We start from the raw sequence: 23,547 nt of genomic DNA, 5'->3' as shown, positions 1-23,547 counted from the left end.
TGTCTCGCTGACGAGACACTTCGTGCGCTGATCGGCCGTGATCACCCACCGGCCATGGCGGAAAGCCTGCCGTTTCGCTTGGAAAATCTGTGGATAACATTGGGGAAAAGGCGCCGGCGCAAGCCCGGCGCTAGAGCCGTTCAAAGTCGGAACTGCGCCATCTGCCGCGCCAGGTCATCGGCCAGGGTGCGCAACGCGCGGCATTGCTCGCGGCCATGCTGCACTTCGCGCGTGGTGGCGTGGGCCAGGTCGGCGATGCCCTGCACGTTGCGGTTGATCTCCTCGGTTACCGCCGACTGCTCTTCGGTGGCCGTGGCGACCTGGTGGTTGATGTCGCTGATGCGCTCCACCTGATCGGCGATAGCGCCCAGCGAGGCGCCGGCCTGTTCGCTGGCAGCCAGGCTCTGCCCGGTGGTCTGCTGGCTGGATTGCATCGAGCGCACCGCTGCCTCCGCGCCGCCCTTCAGGCGCTGGATGATGGTGAGGATTTCGTCGGTCGAGCCCTGGGTGCGGCTGGCCAGCGTGCGCACCTCATCGGCGACCACGGCGAAGCCGCGACCCAGTTCACCGGCGCGCGCTGCTTCGATGGCCGCGTTGAGCGCGAGCAGATTGGTCTGCTCCGAGACGCCACGGATTACCGCCAGCACCTGGTCGATGCTCGCCACCTGTCCGGCCAGCTCGCCCACGGCGCCAGCGGCCTCGCCGATCTCCCCGGACATGCGCTGACCGACCTGCAGCGAACCGCCCACCACGCGGCGTGCTTCGCCGGCTTCCTCGCGGGCCTGCTGCGAGGCACTCGCGGCCTGTTCGGCGTTGCGGGCGATTTCCTGCACCGTGCTGCCCATCTCGTTCACCGCCGTGGCGACCATGTCGGTCATTTCCTGCTGGCGGCCGGCACGCTCGGCGGTGTTGTCCACCACCTGCGCTACCTCGCCTACGGTGCGCAGCAATTGCTGGCTGGTGCCGAGCACGGCGCCGATCAGCGCGCGCTGGCCTTCGAGGAAGCGGTTGAAGCCACGGGCGAGGTCGCCCAGTTCATCCGCGCGGCTGTCGTCCAGGCGGCGGGTGAGGTCGCCGCCGCCGCCGCCGATTTCCAGCAGCGCACCGGTGACCTGGCGGATCGGCCTGGCCAGGCTGCGCGCCATCAATACGACCAGCGCCAGGCAGAGCAGGGCGACCACAGTCCCGGCGAGGCCGGAGAAGGCCAGTGCCTCGCGGGCGTCGGCGTAGATTTCCGCTTCCGGGACTTCACTCACCAGGGTCCAGCCCAGGTCATGCAGCGGCAGGCTGGCGGCCAGGTAGTCCTCGCCGTCGCGCTCGAAACGCGCGCTGTGGAAGCCTTGCTGGCCGAGCAGCGCGCCGGCGGCGCTGGCACCGATCAGGTCGCCAAGGTTGCGCCCCTTGGGCAGCGAGGCATCGGGGTGGATCTGCACCTGGCCGTCGTTCTTCACCAGGTACACGCGGCCGGACTGGCCGAAGCGGAAGTCGCGGATCAGCGTCGACAGCTCGCGCATTTCCAGGCCCAGCCCGGCGATGCCCAGCAGCTTGCCGCCCTGTTCCACGCGCTGGTCGATGAACAGCGCCAGTTCGCCGGTGCTGCCGTCGGTGTCGATGTTCCACATGCGCGGCTTGCCGCTGTCGATGAACTGGAAGTACCAGCTGTCCTTCGGCTCGCTGCGGCTCAGCGTGCGTTCCTTGCCCTTGTCGCTGTAGTAGGCGCCGCTGGCGTTGGAGGTGATCAGCGCGGAGAAGGCCTTCTGGGAGGCACGGATACCGCTCAGATAGCGGGTGAATTCGGCCAGTTTCTCCGGGCTCTCCCCGGCTGCCAGCCAGTCCTGCACCAGGGTGTTGTCGGCGATGCCTGCCGCCGCGGTGATGGGGCCGGTGAGGCGCTTCTCGAAGTCGTTGGCAATCGCCTGGATGCTCGCCGGCAGCGCCTGTTCGAGCAGGTAGCGCTCGCTCAGGCGATTGACCAGCACGGCATACAGGCCGAGGACGATGAGCAGGCTGATGAGCAGGGCAGCGCCCATGCTGAGGATGAGTTGGGTCTGGATACTTCGCAGGCGCATTTTCTTGTTTTCCTCCGAACGCACAACGAAACGCCCGACAGAGGCGGGCGAAGAGACGGGGTCGTTGAGTGTATCGGCGGGGGTAGGAAAAACTGTTGTCCAATCGGTCAGTTTTTTATGTCTGCTGGCGCGTCGCTGCACGAGCCTTCACCACACAGCTCGGCCCATTCCACTCCTTCGCGCGTCTGTCGGGCAGGGGCGTCCTGGTGATAGCGGGCGATGACCTGGGCGGCGACCGAGATGGCCACTTCCAGCGGGCGTTTGCCGGGCACTTCGGACAGGCCGATGGGGCAATGCATCTGTTCGATCACCTCCTGTGGATAACCGTGCTGTTCCAGCCGCATCTGGAAGCGCCGGGCCTTGGTGCGCGAGCCGATCATGCCGAGGAAGCCGGCGTCGCCGCGCTTGAGCACCGCTTCGGCGATGGCGTAGTCCAGCGGGTGGTTGTGGGTCATGACCAGGAAGTAGCTGCCCGCTGGCGCCTCGTGCACGGCGTCTTCCGGCTCCTCCAGCAAACGCATGCGTACACCTTCGGGAACGGACTGGGGGAACTGGGCCGCACGACTGTCCACCCATTCCACGCGCAGCGGCAGCCCCGCCAGCAGCGGCGCGAGCGCACGGCCCACGTGGCCGGCACCGAACAGCATGACCTGCGGCCCGCGTGCGGCGAAGCATTCGAACAGCAGGCTGGCGCGGCCGCCGCAGCATTGGCCCAGTCGCGCGCCGAGCGGGAAGTGTTCCAGCGCCTGGCTGTCCTTGCCGGCCAGCAGCAACTGGCGGGCGTGCTCGATGGCAGCGAATTCCAGGTGGCCGCCGCCGATGGTGTCGAAGGTTTCCCCGGCGGTCACCAGCATCTTGCTGCCCGACTCGCGGGGCGTGGAGCCCTGCACGCCGACCACGGTGATCAGCACGTAGCTTTCAGCGCTGTCGCGCAGGCGGGCGATGGCGTCCATCCAGTGGCGGGTCATGGTTGGGGTTCCTGTGTAGATGTTTTGCCCTCTCCCCAACCCTGGCTGCGCGCCCCGCTTCGAAGGGAGAGGGGGCTGTCCGCTGCGGTGGTTAAGGTTGGTGCGTCGGTCTTGCCGGCAGTTACCGGCTGAAACTGTGGGAGCGCTTCATGCCGATCGGTCCCCTCTCCCGCTTGCGGGAGAGGGTCAGGGTGAGGGCGCTCTTGCCCTGCGCAACGCATCGCCTCACAGGCCCAGAGTACCCGCTCCGGCGTCGCCGGCGTATCCAGGTCGGGGCTCAGCCGGTAGTCCGCGAGGCTGGCGATCGCGTCGCGCAGCGCCGACCACACCGAGATCGCCAGCATGAATGGCGGTTCGCCCACCGCCTTGGACAGGTACACGCTGTCCTCCTCGTTGGGCCGCTCGAACAGCGCCACGCGAAAGTCTTCCGGCGCGTCGCTCACCGCCGGGATCTTGTAGGTGGCCGGTCCCACGGTGAGCAGCTTGCCCGAGTCGTCCCAGCGCAACTCCTCGGTGGTCAGCCAGCCCATGCCCTGGACGAAGCCGCCTTCGATCTGGCCAATGTCGATCGCCGGGTTCACGCTGCGGCCGACGTCGTGGAGGATGTCCACGCGAAGCACGCGGTACTCGCCCGTCAGCGTGTCGACTTCCACCTCGGATACCGCCGCGCCATAGGCAAAGTAGAAGAACGGGTGGCCCTGGCTCTTCTCGCGGTCATAGAAGATCTTCGGCGTGCGATAGAAACCGGTGGCGGAGAGTTGGATGCGCGCGAAGTAGGCGGCCTGGACGACTTCGGTGAAACCCAGATGCTGCGCCCCGACGCTCACGCCGCCGTGCTCGAAGCGAACCTCCTGCGGTTTCACGCCATCGCGTTCGGCGAGGAAGTCGATGAGGCGCTTCTTCAGCGTGCGCGCGGCATCGCGGGCGGCCATGCCGTTCAGGTCGGTACCACTGGAAGCAGCGGTGGGCGAGGTGTTGGGTACCTTGTCGGTGCGCGTGGCGGTAATCACCACGCGCTCCAGCGGCACCTGGAATTCCTCGGCGACGATCTGCGCGACCTTGGTGTTCAGGCCCTGGCCCATCTCGGTGCCGCCGTGGTTCAGCTGGATGCTGCCGTCGGTGTAGAGGTGGATCAGCGCGCCGGCCTGATTCAGGTGCTGCGCGGTGAAGGAAATGCCGAATTTTACCGGCGTCAGCGCCAGGCCCTTTTTCAGCACCGGGCTCTGCGCGTTGAACTTGCGGATCGCCGAACGACGCGTGGCGTAGTCGCTGCTCTGCTCCAGCCGCGCGATCAGTTCGCCCAGCAGGTTGTGCTCGACCTTCTGGTGGTAGGGCGTCAGCTCGCGCCCTTTCTCACTTGAAAGTAAGCCGCCGTAGAGGTTCAGCTTGCGCACCTCCAGCGGATCCTTGCCCACCGCGCGGGCGATGTCGTCCATGGCGCGCTCGATGATCATCATCCCCTGCGGCCCGCCGAAGCCACGGAAGGCGGTGTGCGAGACGATATTGGTGAAGCTGCGGTAGCCGGAGATGGCCACGTCGGGGATGAAGTAGGCGTTGTCGGCATGGAACATCGCGCGGTCGACGATGGCGTCGGAGAGGTCCGGCGAATGGCCGCAGTCGCCCACCACTTCGAGCTGCGCGGCGAGCAGTCGGCCCTCGCCGTCGAAGCCGATGCGGTAGCGGTTGTGGAAGGGATGACGCTTGCCGGTCAGGCGCATGTCGTCAGCGCGCGGCAGGCGCAGTTTCACTGCGCGACCGGTCTTGTGCGCGAGCAGCGCGGCGAGGCAGGCGAAGGGCGCGGCCTGGGTCTCCTTGCCGCCGAAACCGCCGCCCATGCGGCGCACTTCCACGGTGACCTTGGCCAGCGGAATCGCCAGTACTTCGGCCACCAGCTTCTGCACTTCGCTGGGGTGCTGGCTGGAGGTGTGCACCAGCATGCCGCCGTCATCGCTGGGCAGGGCGAGCGAGGCCTGGCCTTCGAGGTAGAAGTGCTCCTGGCCGCCGATGAACTGGCGCGCCTCCAGCACGTGCGGAGCGCCCTCCAGTGCAGCCTGCGCATCGCCCCGGCGCATGTGGTGTGGTGGGCGTACGAAGCGTTCTTCGGCCTTGGCCTTCAACGGATCAATCAGTGGGTCTTCCTGCGCGTATTCAACCTTCGCCAGGCGCACCGCGCGGCGCGCCTGGATCAGGCTTTCGGCGGCGACGGCGAACAGCGCCTGGCCGTGGTACTTCACCCGCTCACCGGCCAGCAGCGGGTCGCCGGGGAACACCGGGCCGATATCGGTGTGACCGGGCGCGTCGTCCAGGGTCAGCACGGCCACCACGCCGGGCGCGCTGCGCACGGCGTCGAGGTCGAGCGAGCGCACGTCGCCACAGGCGATTTCAGTCAGCCCGACAGCGGCATGCAGCAGGTCGCGTGGCTCCTTCAGGTCATCCACGTAGCGTGCAGCGCCGCTTACGTGCAGCGCGGCGCTATCGTGCTCGCGGGGCTTGCCCGCGCTGTGGGTGGCGACCGTGACGCCATTGCTGGACAGCGGTGGCAGGCTACGCATGGCGCACCTCCGCAGCATTGTCGGACCACTCCAGTAGTGCGCGCTGCAACAGGTTCTGCGCCACCTTCAGGCGATAGGCGGCGCTGGCGCGCAGGTCGTCGATGGGCTGGAAATCCTGCGGGATCGCCGCTTGTGCGGCGGTCACGGCAGCGGCGTCGAAACGTCTGCCACGCAAGGCCGCTTCGCTCTGTGCGCCGCGCAAAGGCGTAGCGGCCATGCCGCCGCAGGCGAGGCGTGCGTCGGTGACGATGCCGGTGTCGTCCAGGTCCAGTCGCAGGGCCATGCAGACGGCGGAGATGTCGTCGTCACGCCGCTTGGATACCTTGTCGACGCGGAACCGCTGATTGCTGCGCAAGCGCGGGATCAGCACCGTTTCGATGTATTCGCCGGGCAGCAGGATTGTCTTGCGGTACCCGGTGAAGAACCCGTCGATGGAGACTTCACGCATGCTCCCCGCCCTGCGCAGACGCAACCGCGCGTCCAGTGCCAGTAGCAGCGGGGGCATGTCGCCGATGGGCGAGGCGTTGGCGATATTGCCGCCCAGGGTGCCGCGCTGGCGGATCTGCAGCGAGCCAAGGCGCTCCAGCAGGGCGGCGAGGCCGGGGAATTGCTGCAGTGCTTCGAGGCAGTCGGCATAGGTCCGTGCAGCGCCGATCAGCAGGTGGTCGGGGTGGGCTTCCAGGCGCTGCAATTCGCTAACCCGATCAAGGTGGATCAGCGCCGGGAAGGCCTTGAGATTCTGCGTGGCTTCCAGCGCCAGGTCGGTGCCGCCGGCGATCAGTCGGGCAGTCGGCTGGCTTTGCAGGAGGGCGTCCAGCTCATCCAGCGAGGCGGGTAACCAGGCCTGCGCCTCGCCTTCGCGCAGGGCGCCGGCTGTGGATATCTGCCGTAGGCGGGCAACGGTGAGGGCGGTGTTCTGCTCGAAAAGGTCGTGACAGGGCTGCCCGGCGATCTGTGTGGCAGCATCGAGGATCGGCCGGTAGCCGGTGCAGCGGCACAGGTTGCCGGACAGCGCGGTCAGCGCCGTCTCGCGGTTGTGCGGCGGCGGCGAGTGGTGCCAGGCGAACAGCGACATGACGATGCCTGGCGTGCAGAAGCCGCACTGCGACCCATGGCAGTCCACCATCGCCTGCTGCACCGGGTGCAGCGCGCCGGGTTCGCCGAGGTTCTCCACGGTCAGCACCTGGCGCCCGTGGACCGCTCCCAGCAACGTGATGCAGGCGTTTACTGCGCGGTAGCGCAGGGTTTCGCCCTCGGGTTCGGCGAGCACCACGGTGCAGGCGCCGCAGTCGCCCGAGGCGCAGCCCTCCTTGGTGCCGGTGCGCGCGCGGTGGATGCGCAGGTAGTCGAGCAGGCTGGTCTCGGGTGCCAGGCCGTCGACCTGGATGGCTTCGTCGCCGAGCAGGAACTGGATCATCGGTAGTCCTCGTCGTCAGGCGTGCGGCGTAGCGCTTCGCGAAGGCTGTCCGGAATACGCGAGAGCCCCCCGGCAGCAGCCCTCACGCACAAGCATAGGCTCGTGGGCGGGCAGGGCAAAAAGGCGAAGGCCGGGAGAGGGGGCAGAGGACCGTACGTCGCATCCGCCGTTGCCCTCCCGTGGCTTTCGCGCCAAGGTGTCAGGACCGGTGCCAGCCGCCGGACTCAGGGGGGAAGGGCTTGAGGCCGCCAGGCAGAGCCCTCGAAGCAAGCATCCAGCGGTAGGATGCGCCGTTGCGCTTGATAGGAAACTTCTTCCTTCTATAAGCACCCTCATAGAAAGACTCAATATTCCTAATGCCCTAAATCAATGGGCCTTTTCTGTCATCAGACGATAATCTTCTACCTGTCGAATTTCTAACGATCGACCCACTCGATTAAACGACAACTCTCTACGAGGAATTGCCTAATGAACCTGATCAACACCCAAGTCCAACCGTTCAAGGTCAACGCTTTCCACAATGGCAAGTTCATCGAAGTCACCGAGCAGTCCCTGAAGGGCAAGTGGTCGGTACTGATCTTCATGCCGGCAGCCTTCACCTTCAACTGCCCGACCGAGATCGAAGACGCCGCCAACAACTACGCGGCGTTCCGTGACGCTGGTACCGAGGTTTACATCGTGACCACCGACACCCACTTCTCCCACAAGGTGTGGCACGAAACCTCCCCGGCTGTTGGCAAGGCTCAGTTCCCGCTGATCGGCGACCCGACCCACCAGCTGACCAACGCTTTCGGCGTGCACATCCCGGAAGAAGGCCTGGCCCTGCGCGGCACCTTCGTGATCAACCCGGAAGGCGTGATCAAGACCGTCGAAATCCACTCCAACGAGATCGCTCGTGACGTCGGCGAAACCCTGCGCAAGCTGAAAGCTGCCCAGTACACCGCCGCTCACCCGGGCGAAGTCTGCCCGGCCAAGTGGAAAGAAGGCGAGAAGACCCTGGCTCCTTCCCTGGACCTGGTCGGCAAGATCTAAGAACGGCCGGGAAGCGGTTGCGCGGTGGCTCCCGCCGCGCAACCTCCGGGCGCTCGCCCGACGGCTTCCCCCACCGTTTTGCAACACCCCGAGGATGCCTACCGGCATCCTCCCTACCTAAAGCCAAAAGCGTGCGTAGGGTGGGCCCGAGGGCTCGCCGGGGAACCCCTTTGCTCAAATTTCGAGGATCTGGATCATGTTGGACGCCACTCTTAAAACCCAGTTGAAGGCTTACCTGGAAAAGGTTCAGCAGCCGTTCGAGATCGTCGCGTCCCTCGATGACAGCGACAAATCCCGCGAGATGAGCGAACTGCTGCACGAAATCGTCGGCCTGACCGACAAGATCACCCTGCGTGAAGATGGCAGCGACGCTCGCAAGCCTTCCTTCGCGCTGAATCGCCCGGGGGCGAACATCGGCCTGGCTTTCGCCGGCATCCCCATGGGCCACGAATTCACCTCCCTGGTGCTGGCGCTGCTGCAGGTCGGCGGCCACCCGTCCAAGCTCGACGCGCACGTGATCGAGCAGATCAAGGGCATTCAGGGTTCGTTCGAGTTCGAAACCTACTTCTCGCTGTCCTGCCAGAACTGCCCCGACGTGGTGCAGGCGCTAAACCTGATGGCCGTGCTCAACCCGAACATCCGCCACGTCGCCATCGACGGCGCGCTGTTCCAGGAGGAAGTCGAGCGCCGCCAGGTGATGGCTGTCCCGAGCATCTACCTCAACGGTGAAGTGTTCGGCCAGGGCCGCATGGGCGTGGAAGAAATCCTCGCCAAGATCGACACCGGCGCCGCTGCCCGCGAAGCCGAGAAGCTGTCGGCGAAAGAAGAGTTCGACGTGCTGGTCGTCGGCGGTGGCCCGGCCGGCGCTGCGGCTGCCATCTACGCCGCGCGCAAGGGCATCCGCACTGGCGTTGCTGCCGAGCGTTTCGGCGGCCAGGTGCTGGACACCATGGCCATCGAGAACTTCATCTCGGTGACCGAGACCGAAGGCCCGAAACTGGCGCGCCAGCTGGAAGAGCACGTCAAGCACTACGACGTCGACATCATGAACCTGCAGCGCGCCAGTGCGCTGATTCCGGCGAAGAGCGCCGGCGGCCTGCACGAAGTGCAGTTCGAGGGTGGCGGCAGCCTGAAGGCCAAGTCCGTGATCCTGGCCACCGGCGCCCGCTGGCGTGAAATGGGTGTGCCGGGCGAGAAAGAGTACAAGGCCAAGGGTGTGTGCTTCTGCCCGCACTGCGATGGCCCGCTGTTCAAGGGCAAGCGCGTGGCGGTGATCGGCGGCGGTAACTCCGGCGTCGAAGCGGCCATCGACCTGGCCGGTATCGTCTCCCACGTGACCCTGCTGGAGTTCGACAGCAAGCTGCGCGCCGATGCCGTGCTGCAACGCAAGCTGTTCAGCCTGCCGAACGTGGACGTGATCACCAGCGCGCTGACCAGCGAAGTGAAAGGCGATGGCCAGAAGGTCACCGGCCTGGTCTACAAGGACCGCAACTCGGAAGAGTTCAAGTCCATCGACCTGGAAGGCATCTTCGTGCAGATCGGCCTGCTGCCCAACAGCGAATGGCTCAAGGGCACCATCGAGCTGACCCCGCGTGGCGAGATCATCGTCGACGCTCGCGGCGAGACTTCGCTGCCGGGCATCTTCGCCGCCGGTGACGTGACCACCGTACCGTACAAGCAGATCGTGATCGCGGTCGGCGAAGGCGCCAAGGCGTCGCTCTCCGCCTTCGACCACCTGATCCGCTCCTCCGCGCCAGCCTGATGACCTCGCGCTAGAGAAAGAAACGCCCGGTTCACGAGAGTGAGCCGGGCGTTTTCCTTTGTGCGGGGAAAGCGTTCGCGAGCAAGCTCGCTCCTACAGTGGGAGGCGCGATCCGCTCTTCGTAGGAGCGAGCTTGCTCGCGAACATCGCCTCACCCAAAGCTTCAGAGAATCGGCGACACCAGCCGCGCCACCCGCATCCCCAGTTGCTGCAGTCGGTGCACGCGTCTGCGGTCGTCCAGGGTCATCTCCACCGACTGCGCGAAATCCTCTTCCAGCATGTTCTCCACGTCGCGGGCGAAGCCTTCGTCGACGGTGATCACCATGATCTCGAAGTTCAGGCGGAACGAGCGGTTGTCCAGGTTGGCGCTGCCCACCGCGGCGCTGTCGTGGTCGATGAGGATCACCTTCTGGTGCAGGAACCCCGGCTGGTAGCGGAACACCCGCACACCCGCGCGCACGGCCTCCAGCGCGTAGAGGCTGGACGCGGCGTAGACCGTCTTGTGGTCGGGCCGCGAGGGCAACAGGATGCGCACGTCCACGCCGCGCAGCACCGCCAGGCGCAGCGCGGCGGCGACGGCTTCATCCGGCACGAAGTAAGGCGTGGTGATCCACACCCGCTCCACCGCCGCGTTGATCGATTCGACGAAGAACAGCGAGCAGGTCTCCTGGGTGTCTGCCGGGCCGCTGGCCACCACCTGGCAGAGCATCCCGGCGTCGTCGTAGCCATCGGGCAAGATCAGCGTCGGCAGCGCGTGGGTGGCCCAGAACCAGTCCTCGGCGAAGCACTCCTGCAGGCACGCCACCGCCGGGCCGTGCAGTTCGATGTGGGTATCGCGCCAGGGCGCCAGCGGTGGCTTCTCGCCCAGGTACTCGACGCCGACGTTATGCCCGCCGACGAAGCCACGCACGCCGTCGACCACCACGATCTTGCGGTGGTTGCGGAAGTTCACCTGGAAGCGGTTGATCATCCCGCTGCCGGTGCTGAAGGCATGCACCTGCACGCCGCCCTGGCGCAGGCGCTCGATGTAGCGGCGGGACAAGGCATGGCTGCCGATGCCGTCATACAGCAGGAACACGTCAACGCCATTCGCCGCGCGCTCCAGCAGCAGTTGCGCAAGGCGCTGGCCGAGGGCGTCGTCGCGGATGATGAAGAACTGCACGAGGATCACTTTCTGCGCGCTGGAGATCGCCTCGAACATCGCATCGAAGGAGGTCTTGCCGTTCACCAGCAGGCGCACCTTGTTGTTGGCCAGCGTCGGCATGCGCGCCAGCCCGACCATGGCCTTGAGCGACTTGTAGGCGTGGTACTGGCGGGCGGCGAGGGCTTCCTCCACCCAGGGGCGCCAGTCCAGCTCGGCGGCGGCCACGTGCATTTCCTCGTTGGCCTGCCGGCGTGCGCCGATGTAGGCGTCGAAGCGGCTGCGACCGAACACCAGGTAGGGCACCAGGGTCAGCAGCGGCATGAACACCAGGGAAGTCGCCCAGGCAATGGCGCCCTGCGCGGTACGCACGCTGAGTACCGCATGGACGGCGGCGATGATCCCCAGCAGCTGGATGACCACCAGGAAATGGGCGATGTAGGCGGAATACTGCATGGGCGCGCGATCGGTTCCTTGTGGTCGGCGGTGGCTTTGAGCCTAGTTGACTCCCGGCGGCTGCGGCCAGCGACTGACGGGGCCGCGCCAGTGTTCGTAGGTCTTGCCCAGGCGCAGCACCGCGATGTCGGCGAAGCGCGGGCCGACGATCTGCAGGCCGATGGGCATGCCGGCACTGGTGAAGCCGCAGTTGATTGAGAGTGCCGGTTGCTCGGACATGTTCCATGGCACGGTAAAGCCGATGTGCTCGAAGGGCAGCGCCGGGTCGTTGGTGGGCGAGGCCCATTCGGCCGGGAAGGCGGCGACCTGGTTGGTCGGCGAGAGCAGGAAGTCTACTTCGTGGAATTGCTCGGCGGCCCGTCGACGCATGTCGAAAGTGCGGTTGTAGCCGCGCACGGCGTCGGCGCCGCTGACCGAGGCGCCACCCTCGGCCCACTGGTAGATGTAGGGCAACACCTTGGCCTGGCGCTCCCGAGGCAGGTTCTCCAGCTCGGCCCACAGCCGCGCGCGCCAGAATTTGTCGAGACCGTCGAGCAGCTCGCGGTCGAGGATCGGCTGGACCTCGACGACCTCCGCGCCGGCGTTGGCGAAGCGCCGTGCAACCGCCTCGACGGCGGCACGGACTTCCGCGTCCGGCTGCAGACCGCAGCCAGGATCGAGCTGCAGGCCGATGCGCAGGCCCTGCACATCCAGCGGTTCGATGTGCCAGTCCAGGTCCGTCGGCGGCAGTGACGTGGCGTCGCGCCAGTCCGGGCGGGCGAGGTGCTTCATCATCAGCGCCGCGTCATCCAGCGTGCGGGTCATGGGGCCGGCGCAGCGGCCGGTGTAGTAAGGGTCGATCGGAATGCGCCCGAAGCTCGGCTTGAAGCCGACCAGACCGCACCAGCCCGCCGGCAGACGTACCGAGCCGCCGATGTCGGTGCCGATGTGCAACGGCCCGTAGCCGGCCGCGGCGGCCGACGCGGCACCGGCGCTGGAGCCGCCGGGATTCATGCGCAGGTCCCAGGGGTTGCGCGCCAGTTCGTGGAAGCTGGAGAGCCCGGAGGAGAGCATGCCGAAGTCCGGCACCGTGGTCTTGCCCAGCAGGATCGCGCCAGCCTCGAACATCCGCGCAGCAGGCGGTGCGTCGCCGGTGGAAGGTTGCAGCAGGGTGGCAGCACTGCCCTGGGGAATCGGGTCGCCACGGGTGGCGATCAGTTCCTTGATGGTCACCGGCACGCCATCGAGTTCGCCGCAGGGCGCGCAGCGAATCCAGCGTGCCTCGGAGCGCCGCGCCTGCTCCATCGCTCGCTGCGGATCGAAGGCGTAGAGCGCACAGAGCTGCGGCTCCCAGCGGTCGATATGAGCGATCAGGTGTTCGAGGTACTCGACGGGGGAAAGCTGGTGCGAGCGGTACAAGGCCAGCAGTTCGACGGCGGACAGGTCGTGCAACGGGGGCATGGCGGTCTCCGGCGTGGGGCTATGCCTCACCCTAGCCGAATCCACGCCAAGAGGGGATAGGCGCGGTCGTCACACCGCGCTCCATGCTCCGCTAATCAGGAGACGGAATCAGGCGCGCTGGCGCGATTGCTGGTCGATCAGGTACTGCAGGCGATACAGATGACGGTAGCCCGATTCCCAGGCGCCGTGGCCGGATTTCACGTTGATGTGCCCGGCGGACGGCAGGATCACCGTCTCGGCGCCCCAGGTGCGGCCCAGTGCCATGGCGCGTTGCGGGCTGCAGGCGGCGTCATTGTCCGAGCCCACCAGCACCGTCGCGAACGGCAGGGCCTGGACGGCGATGGGCGCGAAATTGCGCAGGGCCTCGTGGCAGGTTTCTCGCTCCACGTCGGCCGGTGCCACCAGCAGGGCGCCGGCAACCTGGGCGAGAGCGCGACGGTCGGCGCGGGAGGCCCAGGAGGCGACGGTGACGCAGCCCAGGCTGTGGGCGATCAGCACCACGCGGCCGGGCTCGCGGCGGATTTCGCGGTCGAGTTCGGCAACCCAGTCATTGTGCTGCGGGGTGATCCAGTCCTGCTGCTGCACCCGCGCGGCGTTCGGCAGGGCGCGCTGCCAGTGGCTCTGCCAGTGGGCATCGTCGGAACCGTGCCAGCCCGGCACGATCAGGTAGCGGATGCGTTCGTTGCGCATGGAGCGGCCCTCTCGAATCGTCATGAGAAGGCATTCTAGGGAGGGTTTTAATATTCGTTAAGGAATAAGAAATTCTTTGCTTATGCAGTATTTCTATCTAACGAATGGCGATAAGGCGTCAGTCCTGCGCCCGGCGCAACGGGCAGCAGCGCGCCAAAATGCCCTCCAGATTGAGGTCGGGCATGGCGTATTCACGCAGCGCGCGGGCAGTCTGCTCGACGTAGTCGCGGGTAGTGCCGAAATGGCCCTGGGCGCTGGCCAGGACGTGCTCGACGACGGTATCGGGCAGGGAGCCGGCATAGCTGGGCAGGTGGCGTTCGAGGACAAAGCCCAGGGCGCGCACACGGCTGCCGTCGTCCAACCGGCAATTCAGCCATTCCGGGCGGTAGGAGGCGTAGGGCATCTCCCGTTCCCAGAGCGCATAGAGGTTGGCGTCGAGGTGGTCTTCGGGCAGGCGGAAGGCGAAACCGGAGCAGGAGCCGCCACGGTCCAGGCCGAGCACCAGGCCCGGCGCTTCCGGGGTGCCGCGGTGGGTGAGGGACCACAGGTAAAGCCCCCGATGGTAGCCGTGCACCCGCGCGCGGCGTGCCTCGGCCACCGGGAACTCCGGGCGCCAGATCAGCGAGCCGTAGGCGAACAGCCACACCGGGCCGGCGCCATGTTCGCTCATGGTGATGTCGAGCGAGGCGCGCAGCTGTTCGGGTGTGAAGCGTTCCGGCACCCCCAGTGTCGGTGGATAGAACGGGCCTTCCGAAGCGGGAGACGATGTCATGCGGTACCCCTCAGGTCTCCAGACTGTCATCAACTTAGTAGAACTGCGGCGGCCACGGAAGGGCCTGAAAGGCATAGGTTTATTGCCGGGGCGGGGATGACGACGAACGGCGGTGGACGGATCAGGGGCGGTTCGCGAGCAAGCTCGCTCCTACAAAGAGCGCTCCCGGCCCAAACCTGCAGGAGCGAGCTTGCTCGCGAACCCCGACGTATGTCGGGAATAAAAAAAGGCCGCTCACCCCTGCCTGAGTATTGGGAGAGCGGCCTTGAAGCTCGGTACGTTGTGGAGGTCCCTTTCTACACCCGCTCTGTTTCAAGTGTCTTACAGGTGCCTCAGCGCGCGGTGATCACCGCCAGCTTGGTAATGCCCGCCTTCTCGATGGAGGCCATGGCCTTGGCCACCTGGCCGTAGTTCACGGTTTCATCCGCCTGAAGCTGCACACGGACCTCGGCGTCCTTGGCCTTGGCCGCCGCCAGATTGCTTTGCAGCAGGTCCGGCTGAATCTCGTCCTTGTTGATGAACCACTTGCCGGCGCCGTCGATGCTCACCACCAGCGGGTCCTTCTGCTCCGGCGGGGCGACTGCCTCGGTCTTGGGCAGGTTGATCGGGATGGCGTTGGTCAGCAGCGGCGCGGTGACGATGAACACCACCAGCAGCACCAGCATCACGTCCACCAGCGGGGTGACGTTGATCTCGGAGAGAACCTCGTCGCTGTCCTGGGTCGAGAAGGCCATGTCAGCTCGCCTCCTTCACGCTGGCGCCGGCAGACGGTTTGCGTGCGGCGGTGGGCAGGGCGACGACGCGGAAGGCGCTCTTCTGCGCGAGGCTGTAGAAGTCGTGGGCGAAGTCGTCGAGGTCGGCCGCCGTGAGCTTCAGGCGACGGAGGAAGTAGTTGTAGACCAGCACCGCCGGCACGGCGACGGCGATACCCACCCCGGTGGCGATCAGTGCGCTGCCGATAGGGCCGGCGACGGTTTCCAGGCTCGCCGAGCCGGCTGCGCTGATGCCCTTGAGCGCTTCCATGATGCCCCACACGGTGCCGAACAGGCCGATGAAGGGCGACGTGGAACCGATGGAGGCGAGCACCGCCAGGCCCGATTCCAGGGAGCGGCGTTCGCGCTGGATCTGCTGGCGCAGGGCGCGTTCGAGGCGGTCCTGGTGGTTGATCGACTGGGCGAGGTCCGGCTGGCCGTTGTCCTGCACCTGGATGGCGGCGAAGCCAGCCTGGGCGACACGGGCGCCGGCGCCGGGCTTGCCGGCGGCCTGGTCACCAGCCGATTCGAGGCTGGTGGCGCTCCAGAACTGCTTCTGGAAGCGCTTGTCCTGGGACTTCTGGCGGGTGAACTGGACGCCTTTCACCAGGGCCAGGGCCCAGGTGACGACGGAGAAGCCGACCAGCAGCCAGATGACTGCGCCTTCGACGGATTCCAGGGGGTTCAGGGGCAGACTCATGGGTGTTCTCCTTCCGCGTTTCTCGTGCGGCTGATCTGGGCAAGTTGAATCAATGCAATTTGAAATCGATGGGTACGCTGACCCAGCCGTCCTGGGCCACGTCGCCGCGCTTGGCGGGGACGAAGCTCCAGCGTTTCACCGCGCGCACCGCCGCATCGTCGAGGGCGTCGCGGCCGCTGCTCTTCTGCACCTGGATCTCGCTCGGGCTACCGCTTGCGAGGACATGCACGCGCAGCAGCACGGTGCCTTCCCAGCCACGGCGCTGGGCCAGTGGTGGGTATTCCGGCGCCGGGTTCTTCAGGTAGCCGGCGTTGGCCGAGGGCGGTGTCAGCGGGGCCGGAGCCGGCGCTGGCGGAGCGGGTGGTGCCGGTTGCGGCGGCGGGGTTTCGGCCTTGGGCGGCGTAGGTTGCTCGACCGGCTTGGGCACGGGCTTGGGCTTGGCGACCGGTTTCGGCTTGGGTTTGGGGATCGGCTTGGGCGGCGGCGGTTTCACCGCGTTCTCGTCCACCACCGGGGGCGGTGGTTCCTGCACAACCGGCTCGGGGATCGGCTCGGGTGGCGGCGGTTCGACGACCGGCGGGGTGGGTGCAGTGAATTCGATGGTCATCGGCGGCACCTGCGGTGGCACCTCCGGCAGCTTCGGCGTGGGCTGCTGGCTCAGCCAGTAGATCACCGCGCCGTGCAGCGTCAGGGCGAACAGACCGAGCAGGACGGCTTCGCGGCGGCTCAGCGCACGGGCTTTTGCCGGCACATGGCGGCCCAGCTCCAGCGCGTGGCGCAGCGGGCGGCCGAGATCGACCAGGTCGCCGCCGGGCACGTGGCGCAGGAAGGTATCCGGCGCGAGGGCATGCTGGGGTTGAGCCATGAACGATCTCCTTGCAGGTCTGCGCGGCTCTACGACGCGCTTGAAACGGACCTGCATGATTGGCGGAGCGTCTTAGCTCTTGAAGTGATTGTTTCTCTTATTTAAATAACTTTTGGTGCTATATGTTTTTGACGTATCGCTGCAGGCACCGTCGTTCGTGGCTTTAAGCGAGGTCGAGAAAAATCGATGCCTTTGCGGCATGGAAAATATGCAAGGAAGGTTGGCGAAAAAATGCTCAAACCTGTTCTGTAGGAGCGAGCTTGCTCGCGAACACGCCCAATGTCGGTGCCCTCGGCGTGTCTTGTTCGCGAGCAAGCTCGCTCCTACAAAAGAATTGAAGCCAAAAGCCAGAAACGAAAAAGCCCGGTCATTCGACCGGGCTTTTCAGGGGGATACTTCGCGGCGATCAGAACGCCGGAACGACAGCACCCTTGTACTTCTCGAGGATGAACTGCTTCACCTCGGGGCTGTGCAGGGCGGCGGCCAGCTTCTGCATGGCGGCGCTGTCCTTGTTGTCCGGACGGGCAACCAGGATGTTCACGTAGGGCGAGTCGGCGCCTTCGATGGCCAGTGCGTCCTTGGTGGGGTTCAGCTTGGCTTCCAGGGCGTAGTTGGTGTTGATCAGGGCGAGGTCGACCTGGGTCAGCACGCGCGGCAGGGTGGCCGCTTCCAGCTCACGCACCTTGATGTTCTTCGGGTTCTCGACGATGTCTTTCGGGGTGGCGGTGATGGACTTGTTGTCCTTGAGCTTGATCACGCCGGCCTTGTCCAGCAGCAGCAGCGCGCGGCCGCCGTTGGTGGCGTCGTTGGGGATCACCACGGTGGCGCCCGAGGGCAGCTCGTCGAGCTTCTTGAACTTGGTGGAGTAGGCGCCCAGCGGCTCGATGTGCACGCCGGTGACGGCGATCAGGCTGGTGCCCTTGGTCTTGTTGAACTCATCCAGGTACGGCTGGTGCTGGAAGAAGTTGGCGTCCAGACGCTTCTCGGCGACCTGGGTGTTGGGCTGCACGTAGTCGGTGAATTCCTTCACTTTCAGCTCTACCCCTTCCTTGGCCAGGATGGGTTTGACGAAGTTGAGGATCTCGGCGTGCGGCACCGGGGTAGCGGCGACGGTCAGGCTGTCGGCGGCCTGGGCCAGCGGGGCAGCGATGACGGCGGCGGCAGCGAACGCGGCGAACAGTTTCTTCATGGTTGGCTCCTTGGTCGGCCCGCATCCGGCGGGCCTTGTGGTTATTTGCGCGAGTAATGGACCACCAGCTTGTCGCCGACGGTCTGCAGGATCTGGACGAGTACCACCAGCATCACCACGGTGAGCAGCATCACGTCGTCCTGGAAGCGTTGGTAGCCGTAGCGGATCGCCAAGTCGCCGAGGCCGCCGGCGCCGACCACGCCCGCCATCGCGGTGTAGGACACCAGGGTGATGGCGGTAACGGTAATGGCGGCGATGATGCCCGGACGGGCCTCGGGCAGCAGCGCGTTCCAGATGATCTGGCGGGTGCTGGCGCCCATCGCCTGGGTGGCTTCGATGATGCCCTTGTCCACCTCGCGCAGCGCGGTTTCCACCAGGCGCGCGAAGAACGGCGTGGCACCCACCACCAGCGGCGGGATGGCCCCGGCAACGCCCAGCGAGGTACCGACCAGGATCACCGTGAGCGGGATCAGTACGATCAGCAGGATGATGAACGGCAGCGAGCGCAGCACGTTGACGATGAACGCCAGCACGCCGTAGATGCCGCGGTTGGCGAACATCTGTTTGGGCCCGGTGAGGAACAGCAGCACGCCCAGCGGCAGGCCGAGGATGACGGTGAACAGCAGCGAACCGCCGAGCATCCAGAAGGTGTCGAGGCTGGCCTGGAGAATCTCGGACCAATCGATGTTTACAAAAAAGTCGCTCATGCGCGCAGCACCTCCACATGGACTTCGGCGGCGTTGAGCTGCGCCATGGCGGCCTCGATGTCACCGCCCACTAGGGACAGGGTGAGCTGGCCGTAGGGCTGGTCCTTGATGCGGTCGATGCGGCCGGCGAGGATGCTGTAGTCCACGCCGGTCTGGCGCGCGACGGTGCCCAGCAGCGGCGCGTAGGTCGCCTCGCCACGGAAGGTCAGACGCAGGATGCGGCCCGGCACGTGGGCGAAGTCATCGTGCTGCTCGTCCTCGTCGACGCGCTCGGCCTCGAAGACGAAGCGGCGGGTGGTGTCGTGCTGCGGATGGAGGAATACGTCGGCGACCTCACCCTGTTCGACGATGCGCCCGGCATCCATCACCGCGACCTGATCGCAGACACGGCGGATCACGTCCATCTCGTGGGTGATCAGGACAATGGTCAGCTTCAGCTCGCGGTTGATCTCGGCGAGCAACTGCAGGACCTGGCCGGTGGTCTGCGGGTCGAGCGCACTGGTGGCTTCGTCGCAGAGCAGAATGGTCGGTCGGCAGGCCAGGGCACGGGCGATGCCGACGCGCTGCTTCTGGCCACCGGAGAGCTGCGCCGGGTATTTGCGGGCGTGGTCCTTGAGGCCGACGCGCTCGAGCAATTCATCCACCCGCGCGCTGATTTCGGTGGCGCTGAAGGTGCCGGCGAGTTTCATCGGCATGGCGATGTTGTCGGCGACGGTCTTGGAGGCCAGCAGGTTGAAGTGCTGGAAGATCATCCCGACGCGCTGGCGGAAGCGGCGCAGGCCGTCGGCGTCTAGGGCGGTGATGTCTTCGCCGTCGATGACGATGCGCCCGCCGCTGGGCTCTTCCAGGCGGTTGATCAGGCGCAGCAGGGTACTTTTACCGGCGCCGGAATGGCCGATCAGGCCGAACACCTGGCCACCCTCGATGGACAGGTGGGTCGGCTGCAGGGCCGGGATATCGCGTCCGGCGACGCGATAGGTCTTGTGGACGTCGTGGAATTCGATCACGTAGCAAACCTTGTGGGTACGGCGTATGGGAACCTGTTTATGGCGTGCTGCGCGTCGGCATTACTGCGTTGAAAACAGGCGAGAAATGCTCATTTACGCGTCAGTAGACTTCGCTTTCTCGCCTGTTTTCGCCTTGTACTGCTCTAGCTCGCAAGCCCTAAACAGGTTCGGGACCTACTAAGTTGTCGAGGGATAGACGACAAACGTAGGCGATCAGCCAAAACCGCGCATTTTAACCTGCTTTTTTATGGCTGATTAATCTTTGTTCAGCTAAGCACGGAACAAAAGGAAATAACGAGCGCCGCGGACGGGCGCCCGAGGGCTTAGGGTGTGCAGGTCGGCTGGACGGCCGGGGCTGCTGGCGCGGCGGGCTTCTGCAGGCCGCTCACGTCGGCGGCTACGCCGGGTGCGCGGGGCATCAGCGAGCGGGCGCGGGTCAGGGCGGTGGTGGCGCCGTTGACGTCGCCCTTGGCCAGGGCTTCACGGCTGCGCTCCAGGTACGCGTCGGCCAGGCGCTTGCGGCGCTCGGCGAGCTGGGTGGCGTCTTCCTGCTCGGAACCCAGCGCGAGCTGCGCGGATTCCAGACGGCCGGCGGCCAGTTCGGTCTCGAAGCCACTGCTGGCGGGCGGATTGCTCGCGGTGCTCTGGCAGGCCACAAGGGCCAGCGCCATGGCCATCAGCGCGAACAGGCGGATGACGAACGACTTCATGCGTCAGGGTCTCTTTTGATCAAAAAATCGCCAAATTCTACACCGTCCGGCGCGGCAGGACAAAACTCAGCAGGAACAGGGCCGCCGCGCTGACCACGATGGAGGGACCGGCGGGGGTGTCCTTGAACCAGGACAGCGAGAGCCCGGCGCACACCGCCACCAGACCGATCAGACTCGCGCCGAAGGCCATTTGTTCAGGGCTGCGCGCGTGCCGTTGGGCGGCGGCAGCGGGAATGATCAGCAGCGAGGTGATCAGCAGCACGCCGACGATCTTCATGGCCACGGCGATGACGATGGCGATCAACAGCATCAGCGCCAGGCGGATGGCGGTCACCGGCAAGCCTTCGACCCGCGCCAGTTCCTCGTGCACGGTGATTGCCAGCAGCGGTCGCCACAGCCAGCAGATCAACCCGAGCACCAGGGCGCTGCCGGCAATGATCCACAGCAGGTCGGTCTGGCTGACGGCGAGCAGGTCGCCGAACAGGTAAGCCATCAGGTCGACGCGCACTTCCTTCATGAAGCTCAGGGTCACCAGGCCCAGCGACAGCGTGCTGTGCGCGAGGATGCCCAGCAGGGTGTCGGCGGCCAGTGGCTGGCGCTGCTGCAGGGTGACCAGCAGGACGGCGAGCAGCACGCAGCCGACGGTCACCGCCAGCGTCGGGCTGACGTCCAGCAGGAAGCCGAGGGCCACGCCGAGCAGGGCGGCGTGGGACAGGGTGTCGCCGAAATAGGCCATGCGTCGCCAGACGACGAACGAACCCAGGGGCCCGGCGACCACCGCCAGGGCCAGCCCGGCGAGGAGGGCGTTGAGCAGAAAATCAGCCATGGTTGCAGTCGGGGCCGTGCTGGTGGACCGGAGTGAAGCGGGTGCCGGCGGGGAAGGCGGGTTTCACCACCTCGCCGTGCAGGTCGTGGGAGTGGTCGTGGTGGTGGTGATAGACCGCCAGGCTGCGGGCATCCTGGCCGAACAGCTCGACGAAGGCCGGGTCGCCGCTGACCTGTTCCGGGTGCCCGGAGCAGCAGACGTGACGGTTCAGGCAGACCACCTTGTCGGTGGCGCTCATCACCAGGTGCAGGTCGTGGGAGACCATCAGCACACCGCAGCCGAGGCGGTCGCGCAGGCGGCCGATCAGGCGGTACAGCTCGGCCTGGCCGGCGACGTCGACGCCCTGCACGGGTTCGTCGAGCACCAGCAGTTCCGGCTTGCGCAGCAGGGCGCGGGCCAGCAGCACGCGCTGCAGCTCGCCACCGGAAACGCTCTGCAGCGGCTTGTCGATCACGTGGGCGGCGCCGACTTCCTTCAGCGCGTCGAGCGCCTGGGTGCGCTGCACGCCGGGTACCAGGCGCAGGAAGCGGAAGACTGTCAGCGGCAGGGTCGGGTCGACGTGGAGCTTCTGCGGCATGTAGCCGATGGACAGCTTCGGCTGGCGCCAGACGCTGCCGGTATCGGGCTTGAGCAAGCCGAGCACGCTGCGCACCAGGGTCGTCTTGCCGGCGCCATTGGGGCCGATCAGGGTGACGATTTCGCCCGGAGCGATGGTCAGGTCAACGTTCTGCAGCACTGCCTGGCCGGCGTAGCTGACGCCGACGCCTTGCAGGCGGATCAGGGCGTCGCTCATCACGCCTCCCGCTGGGCGGGGGCGCAGGCGCCGCAGAGGCCGACGATCTCGACGGTCTGGGTTTCCACGGCGAAGCCGACGCCCTTGGCCCCAGCGACAATCGCCTCGCTGATGGCCGGCTGTTCCAGTTCGATGGCGGTGTGGCAGGCGCGGCAGATCAGGAACTGGCCTTCATGGGCGTGTTCCGGGTGCGCGCAGCCGATGAAGGCGTTGAGCGAGGCGATGCGGTGCACCAGACCGTTTTCCAGGAGGAAATCCAGCGCGCGGTAGACCGTCGGCGGGGCTGCCTTGCGGCCGTCTTCCTCGCTCAGCACGGCAAGGATGTCGTAGGCGCCCAGCGGCTTGTGGCTCGCCCAGACCAGCTCCAGCACGCGCCGGCGCAGCTCGGTCAGGCGCACACCCTGGCGCGCGCACAGCGCGTCGGCGTCGGCCAGGGCACTGGCCACGCAGTTGGCGTGGTCGTGCGGGCGGCAGGCGAGGGGAGTCTTGGGGGCGATCTTGTACATGCGCGGCGACGCTCGGGTTCAGAGACGTTATTATATTACTCTTTCATGTCTCCCCTGTGTGAGTGCCGCCGTGTCCTTCCGTCCCGTCGCCCTGCTGACCGCCGCCTGCGCGCTGCTGCTCAGCCTCCCCGTACGTGCCGAGGTCAGCGTGCTGACCAGCATCAAGCCGCTGCAACTGATCGCTGCCGCCATCCAGGACGGCGAGGGCACGCCGGACGTGCTGCTGCCGCCGGGCGCCTCGCCGCACAGTTACTCGCTGCGCCCGTCCGACATCCGCCGCGTGCGCGATGCGCAGCTGTTCTACTGGGTTGGCCCGGACCTTGAGAACTTCCTGCCCAAAGTCCTGGACAGCCGCAAGGGCCCGAGCGTGGCGCTGCAGGACCAGGCCGGCATGCACCTGCGCAAGTTCGCCGACTTCAGTGAGTCCAACCACCCGGACCATGATGACCATGATTCGGGGCAGGATGACCTGGGCCACGATCACGATCACCGCCCCGGCATGATCGACGCCCACCTCTGGCTGCTGCCGGCCAACGCCCAGGTGATCGCCGCGCGCATGGCCGAGGACCTGGCCATCGCCGACCCGGCCAACGCCAGCCGCTACCAGGCCAATCTGAAGGCCTTCGACGAGCGCATGGAGCAGCTCAATACCCGCCTGCAACAGCGCATCGATCCGCTCAAGGGCAAGCCGTTCTTCGTCTTCCATGAGGCATTCGATTACTTCGAGGAAGCCTACGGCCTGCGGCACGCCGGCGTCTTCGCCGTGTCCGCCGACGTGCAGCCGGGCGCCCGCCATGTCGCCATGATGCGTGCGCAACTGCAGAAGGCCGGGCCGTCCTGCATCTTCAGCGAACCGCCGATCCGCCCGCGCCTGGCCGACACCCTGAGCCAGGGCCTGCCGGTACGCCTGGCCGAGCTGGACGATCTGGGCGTTGGCGTGAAGGTCGACGCGCAGGGCTACGAGCATCTGCTGGGCAACCTGGCGGATGAGTTTGCGGGGTGTCTGGAGAAGCTCTGATCGGGCTCACGGGAAACTTCTGTGCCGGGGTTTCCCCTCTCCCCAGCCCTCTCCCTTCAGGGAGAGGGGAATCCCCATCCCCATCCCCATCCCCATCCCCATCCCCAGACCTTCGCGTAGGAGCGGACTTTGTCCGCGCTGTTTTCCCGCGCGAGGCAAGCTCATCGCGGACAAA

21 protein-coding genes and 1 pseudogene are annotated in these 23,547 nt (G+C 66.3%); 3 read left to right on the top strand and 19 right to left on the bottom strand.

Annotation, left to right across the window (positions count from 1 at the left end; all coding sequences use genetic code 11):
• Positions 1 to 140: 140 nt before the first annotated feature.
• The 5 genes and pseudogenes from AC2T4A_RS03885 to xdhA form a co-directional block, all read right to left on the bottom strand.
• Entirely contained in the window at positions 141 to 845 is a 705-nt protein-coding gene (locus AC2T4A_RS03885) for a methyl-accepting chemotaxis protein (RefSeq protein WP_486743644.1), read from the bottom strand.
• Positions 846 to 1,055: 210 nt separating this feature from the next.
• Positions 1,056 to 2,030, bottom strand: a pseudogene (locus AC2T4A_RS03880) (cache domain-containing protein); the annotation flags it as partial.
• A gap of 146 nt (positions 2,031 to 2,176) precedes the next feature.
• Positions 2,177 to 3,037 (bottom strand): xanthine dehydrogenase accessory protein XdhC, encoded by an 861-nt coding sequence (gene xdhC / locus AC2T4A_RS03875; RefSeq protein ID WP_486742764.1) that lies wholly within the window; start codon positions 3,035 to 3,037, stop codon positions 2,177 to 2,179.
• Entirely contained in the window at positions 3,034 to 5,589 is a 2,556-nt protein-coding gene (gene xdhB, locus AC2T4A_RS03870) for a xanthine dehydrogenase molybdopterin binding subunit (RefSeq protein WP_486742763.1), read from the bottom strand. Before xdhB ends, xdhC begins: the two co-directional genes overlap by 4 nt.
• A complete protein-coding gene (xdhA, locus tag AC2T4A_RS03865) occupies positions 5,582 to 7,006 on the bottom strand; it encodes a xanthine dehydrogenase small subunit (RefSeq protein WP_486742762.1) in 1,425 nt (474 codons plus the stop codon). The genes xdhB and xdhA overlap by 8 nt, the downstream gene beginning before the upstream one ends.
• A 468-nt stretch (positions 7,007 to 7,474) precedes the next feature.
• Between xdhA and ahpC the strand changes: the two genes are divergently transcribed.
• Together ahpC and ahpF are read left to right on the top strand one after the other, a co-directional pair.
• Positions 7,475 to 8,038, top strand: coding sequence for an alkyl hydroperoxide reductase subunit C (gene ahpC / locus AC2T4A_RS03860; RefSeq protein WP_037016170.1), 564 nt, complete (start codon positions 7,475 to 7,477; stop codon positions 8,036 to 8,038).
• Positions 8,039 to 8,234: 196 nt separating this feature from the next.
• Complete coding sequence (ahpF, locus tag AC2T4A_RS03855) at positions 8,235 to 9,800, top strand: alkyl hydroperoxide reductase subunit F (protein ID WP_416743897.1); 1,566 nt, start codon at positions 8,235 to 8,237, stop codon at positions 9,798 to 9,800.
• A 163-nt stretch (positions 9,801 to 9,963) separates the two neighbouring features.
• Here the strand turns inward: ahpF and cls are convergent, their stop codons facing one another.
• The 14 genes from cls to zur form a co-directional block, all read right to left on the bottom strand.
• Positions 9,964 to 11,397, bottom strand: a complete 1,434-nt coding sequence (gene cls / locus AC2T4A_RS03850) for a cardiolipin synthase (RefSeq protein WP_486742761.1) — start codon at positions 11,395 to 11,397, stop codon at positions 9,964 to 9,966.
• Positions 11,398 to 11,439: 42 nt separating this feature from the next.
• Positions 11,440 to 12,837, bottom strand: coding sequence for an amidase (locus tag AC2T4A_RS03845; RefSeq protein ID WP_478376856.1), 1,398 nt, complete (start codon positions 12,835 to 12,837; stop codon positions 11,440 to 11,442).
• A gap of 108 nt (positions 12,838 to 12,945) precedes the next feature.
• Positions 12,946 to 13,527 carry an alpha/beta hydrolase gene (locus AC2T4A_RS03840; RefSeq protein ID WP_416743892.1) on the bottom strand — a complete coding sequence of 194 codons (582 nt, stop codon included), beginning with the start codon at positions 13,525 to 13,527 and terminating at the stop codon, positions 12,946 to 12,948.
• 118 nt (positions 13,528 to 13,645) lie between these two features.
• Entirely contained in the window at positions 13,646 to 14,299 is a 654-nt protein-coding gene (locus AC2T4A_RS03835; RefSeq protein WP_416743891.1) for a gamma-glutamylcyclotransferase, read from the bottom strand.
• A gap of 332 nt (positions 14,300 to 14,631) precedes the next feature.
• A complete protein-coding gene (locus AC2T4A_RS03830) occupies positions 14,632 to 15,033 on the bottom strand; it encodes an ExbD/TolR family protein (RefSeq protein ID WP_024766994.1) in 402 nt (133 codons plus the stop codon).
• Position 15,034: 1 nt separating this feature from the next.
• Entirely contained in the window at positions 15,035 to 15,751 is a 717-nt protein-coding gene (locus tag AC2T4A_RS03825) for a MotA/TolQ/ExbB proton channel family protein (RefSeq protein WP_343576229.1), read from the bottom strand.
• Between the two features lie 49 nt (positions 15,752 to 15,800).
• Complete coding sequence (locus AC2T4A_RS03820) at positions 15,801 to 16,616, bottom strand: energy transducer TonB (RefSeq protein WP_478376854.1); 816 nt, start codon at positions 16,614 to 16,616, stop codon at positions 15,801 to 15,803.
• Between the two features lie 406 nt (positions 16,617 to 17,022).
• Positions 17,023 to 17,805: a MetQ/NlpA family ABC transporter substrate-binding protein gene (locus AC2T4A_RS03815; RefSeq protein ID WP_416743887.1), complete on the bottom strand. Its 783-nt coding sequence runs from the start codon at positions 17,803 to 17,805 to the stop codon at positions 17,023 to 17,025.
• Positions 17,806 to 17,846: 41 nt separating this feature from the next.
• On the bottom strand, positions 17,847 to 18,512 hold the full coding sequence (locus AC2T4A_RS03810; RefSeq protein WP_024766991.1) for a methionine ABC transporter permease: 666 nt from the start codon (positions 18,510 to 18,512) through the stop codon (positions 17,847 to 17,849).
• Positions 18,509 to 19,519 carry a methionine ABC transporter ATP-binding protein gene (locus AC2T4A_RS03805; RefSeq protein ID WP_416743886.1) on the bottom strand — a complete coding sequence of 337 codons (1,011 nt, stop codon included), beginning with the start codon at positions 19,517 to 19,519 and terminating at the stop codon, positions 18,509 to 18,511. Before AC2T4A_RS03805 ends, AC2T4A_RS03810 begins: the two co-directional genes overlap by 4 nt.
• Positions 19,520 to 19,842: 323 nt before the next feature.
• Positions 19,843 to 20,229 carry a hypothetical protein gene (locus AC2T4A_RS03800; protein ID WP_416743885.1) on the bottom strand — a complete coding sequence of 129 codons (387 nt, stop codon included), beginning with the start codon at positions 20,227 to 20,229 and terminating at the stop codon, positions 19,843 to 19,845.
• 37 nt (positions 20,230 to 20,266) lie between these two features.
• Positions 20,267 to 21,055, bottom strand: coding sequence for a zinc ABC transporter permease subunit ZnuB (gene znuB, locus AC2T4A_RS03795; RefSeq protein WP_169935180.1), 789 nt, complete (start codon positions 21,053 to 21,055; stop codon positions 20,267 to 20,269).
• Positions 21,048 to 21,848, bottom strand: a complete 801-nt coding sequence (gene znuC, locus AC2T4A_RS03790; protein WP_416743884.1) for a zinc ABC transporter ATP-binding protein ZnuC — start codon at positions 21,846 to 21,848, stop codon at positions 21,048 to 21,050. Before znuC ends, znuB begins: the two co-directional genes overlap by 8 nt.
• A complete protein-coding gene (gene zur / locus AC2T4A_RS03785) occupies positions 21,848 to 22,354 on the bottom strand; it encodes a zinc uptake transcriptional repressor Zur (protein ID WP_416743882.1) in 507 nt (168 codons plus the stop codon). The genes znuC and zur overlap by 1 nt, the downstream gene beginning before the upstream one ends.
• A gap of 70 nt (positions 22,355 to 22,424) precedes the next feature.
• Between zur and znuA the strand changes: the two genes are divergently transcribed.
• Complete coding sequence (gene znuA / locus AC2T4A_RS03780; RefSeq protein ID WP_416743881.1) at positions 22,425 to 23,372, top strand: zinc ABC transporter substrate-binding protein ZnuA; 948 nt, start codon at positions 22,425 to 22,427, stop codon at positions 23,370 to 23,372.
• Positions 23,373 to 23,547: the final 175 nt, after the last annotated feature.

The organism is Pseudomonas sp. PVC-3-1, from assembly GCF_057444315.1.
This window is presented reverse-complemented; position numbering and strand designations above follow the sequence as displayed.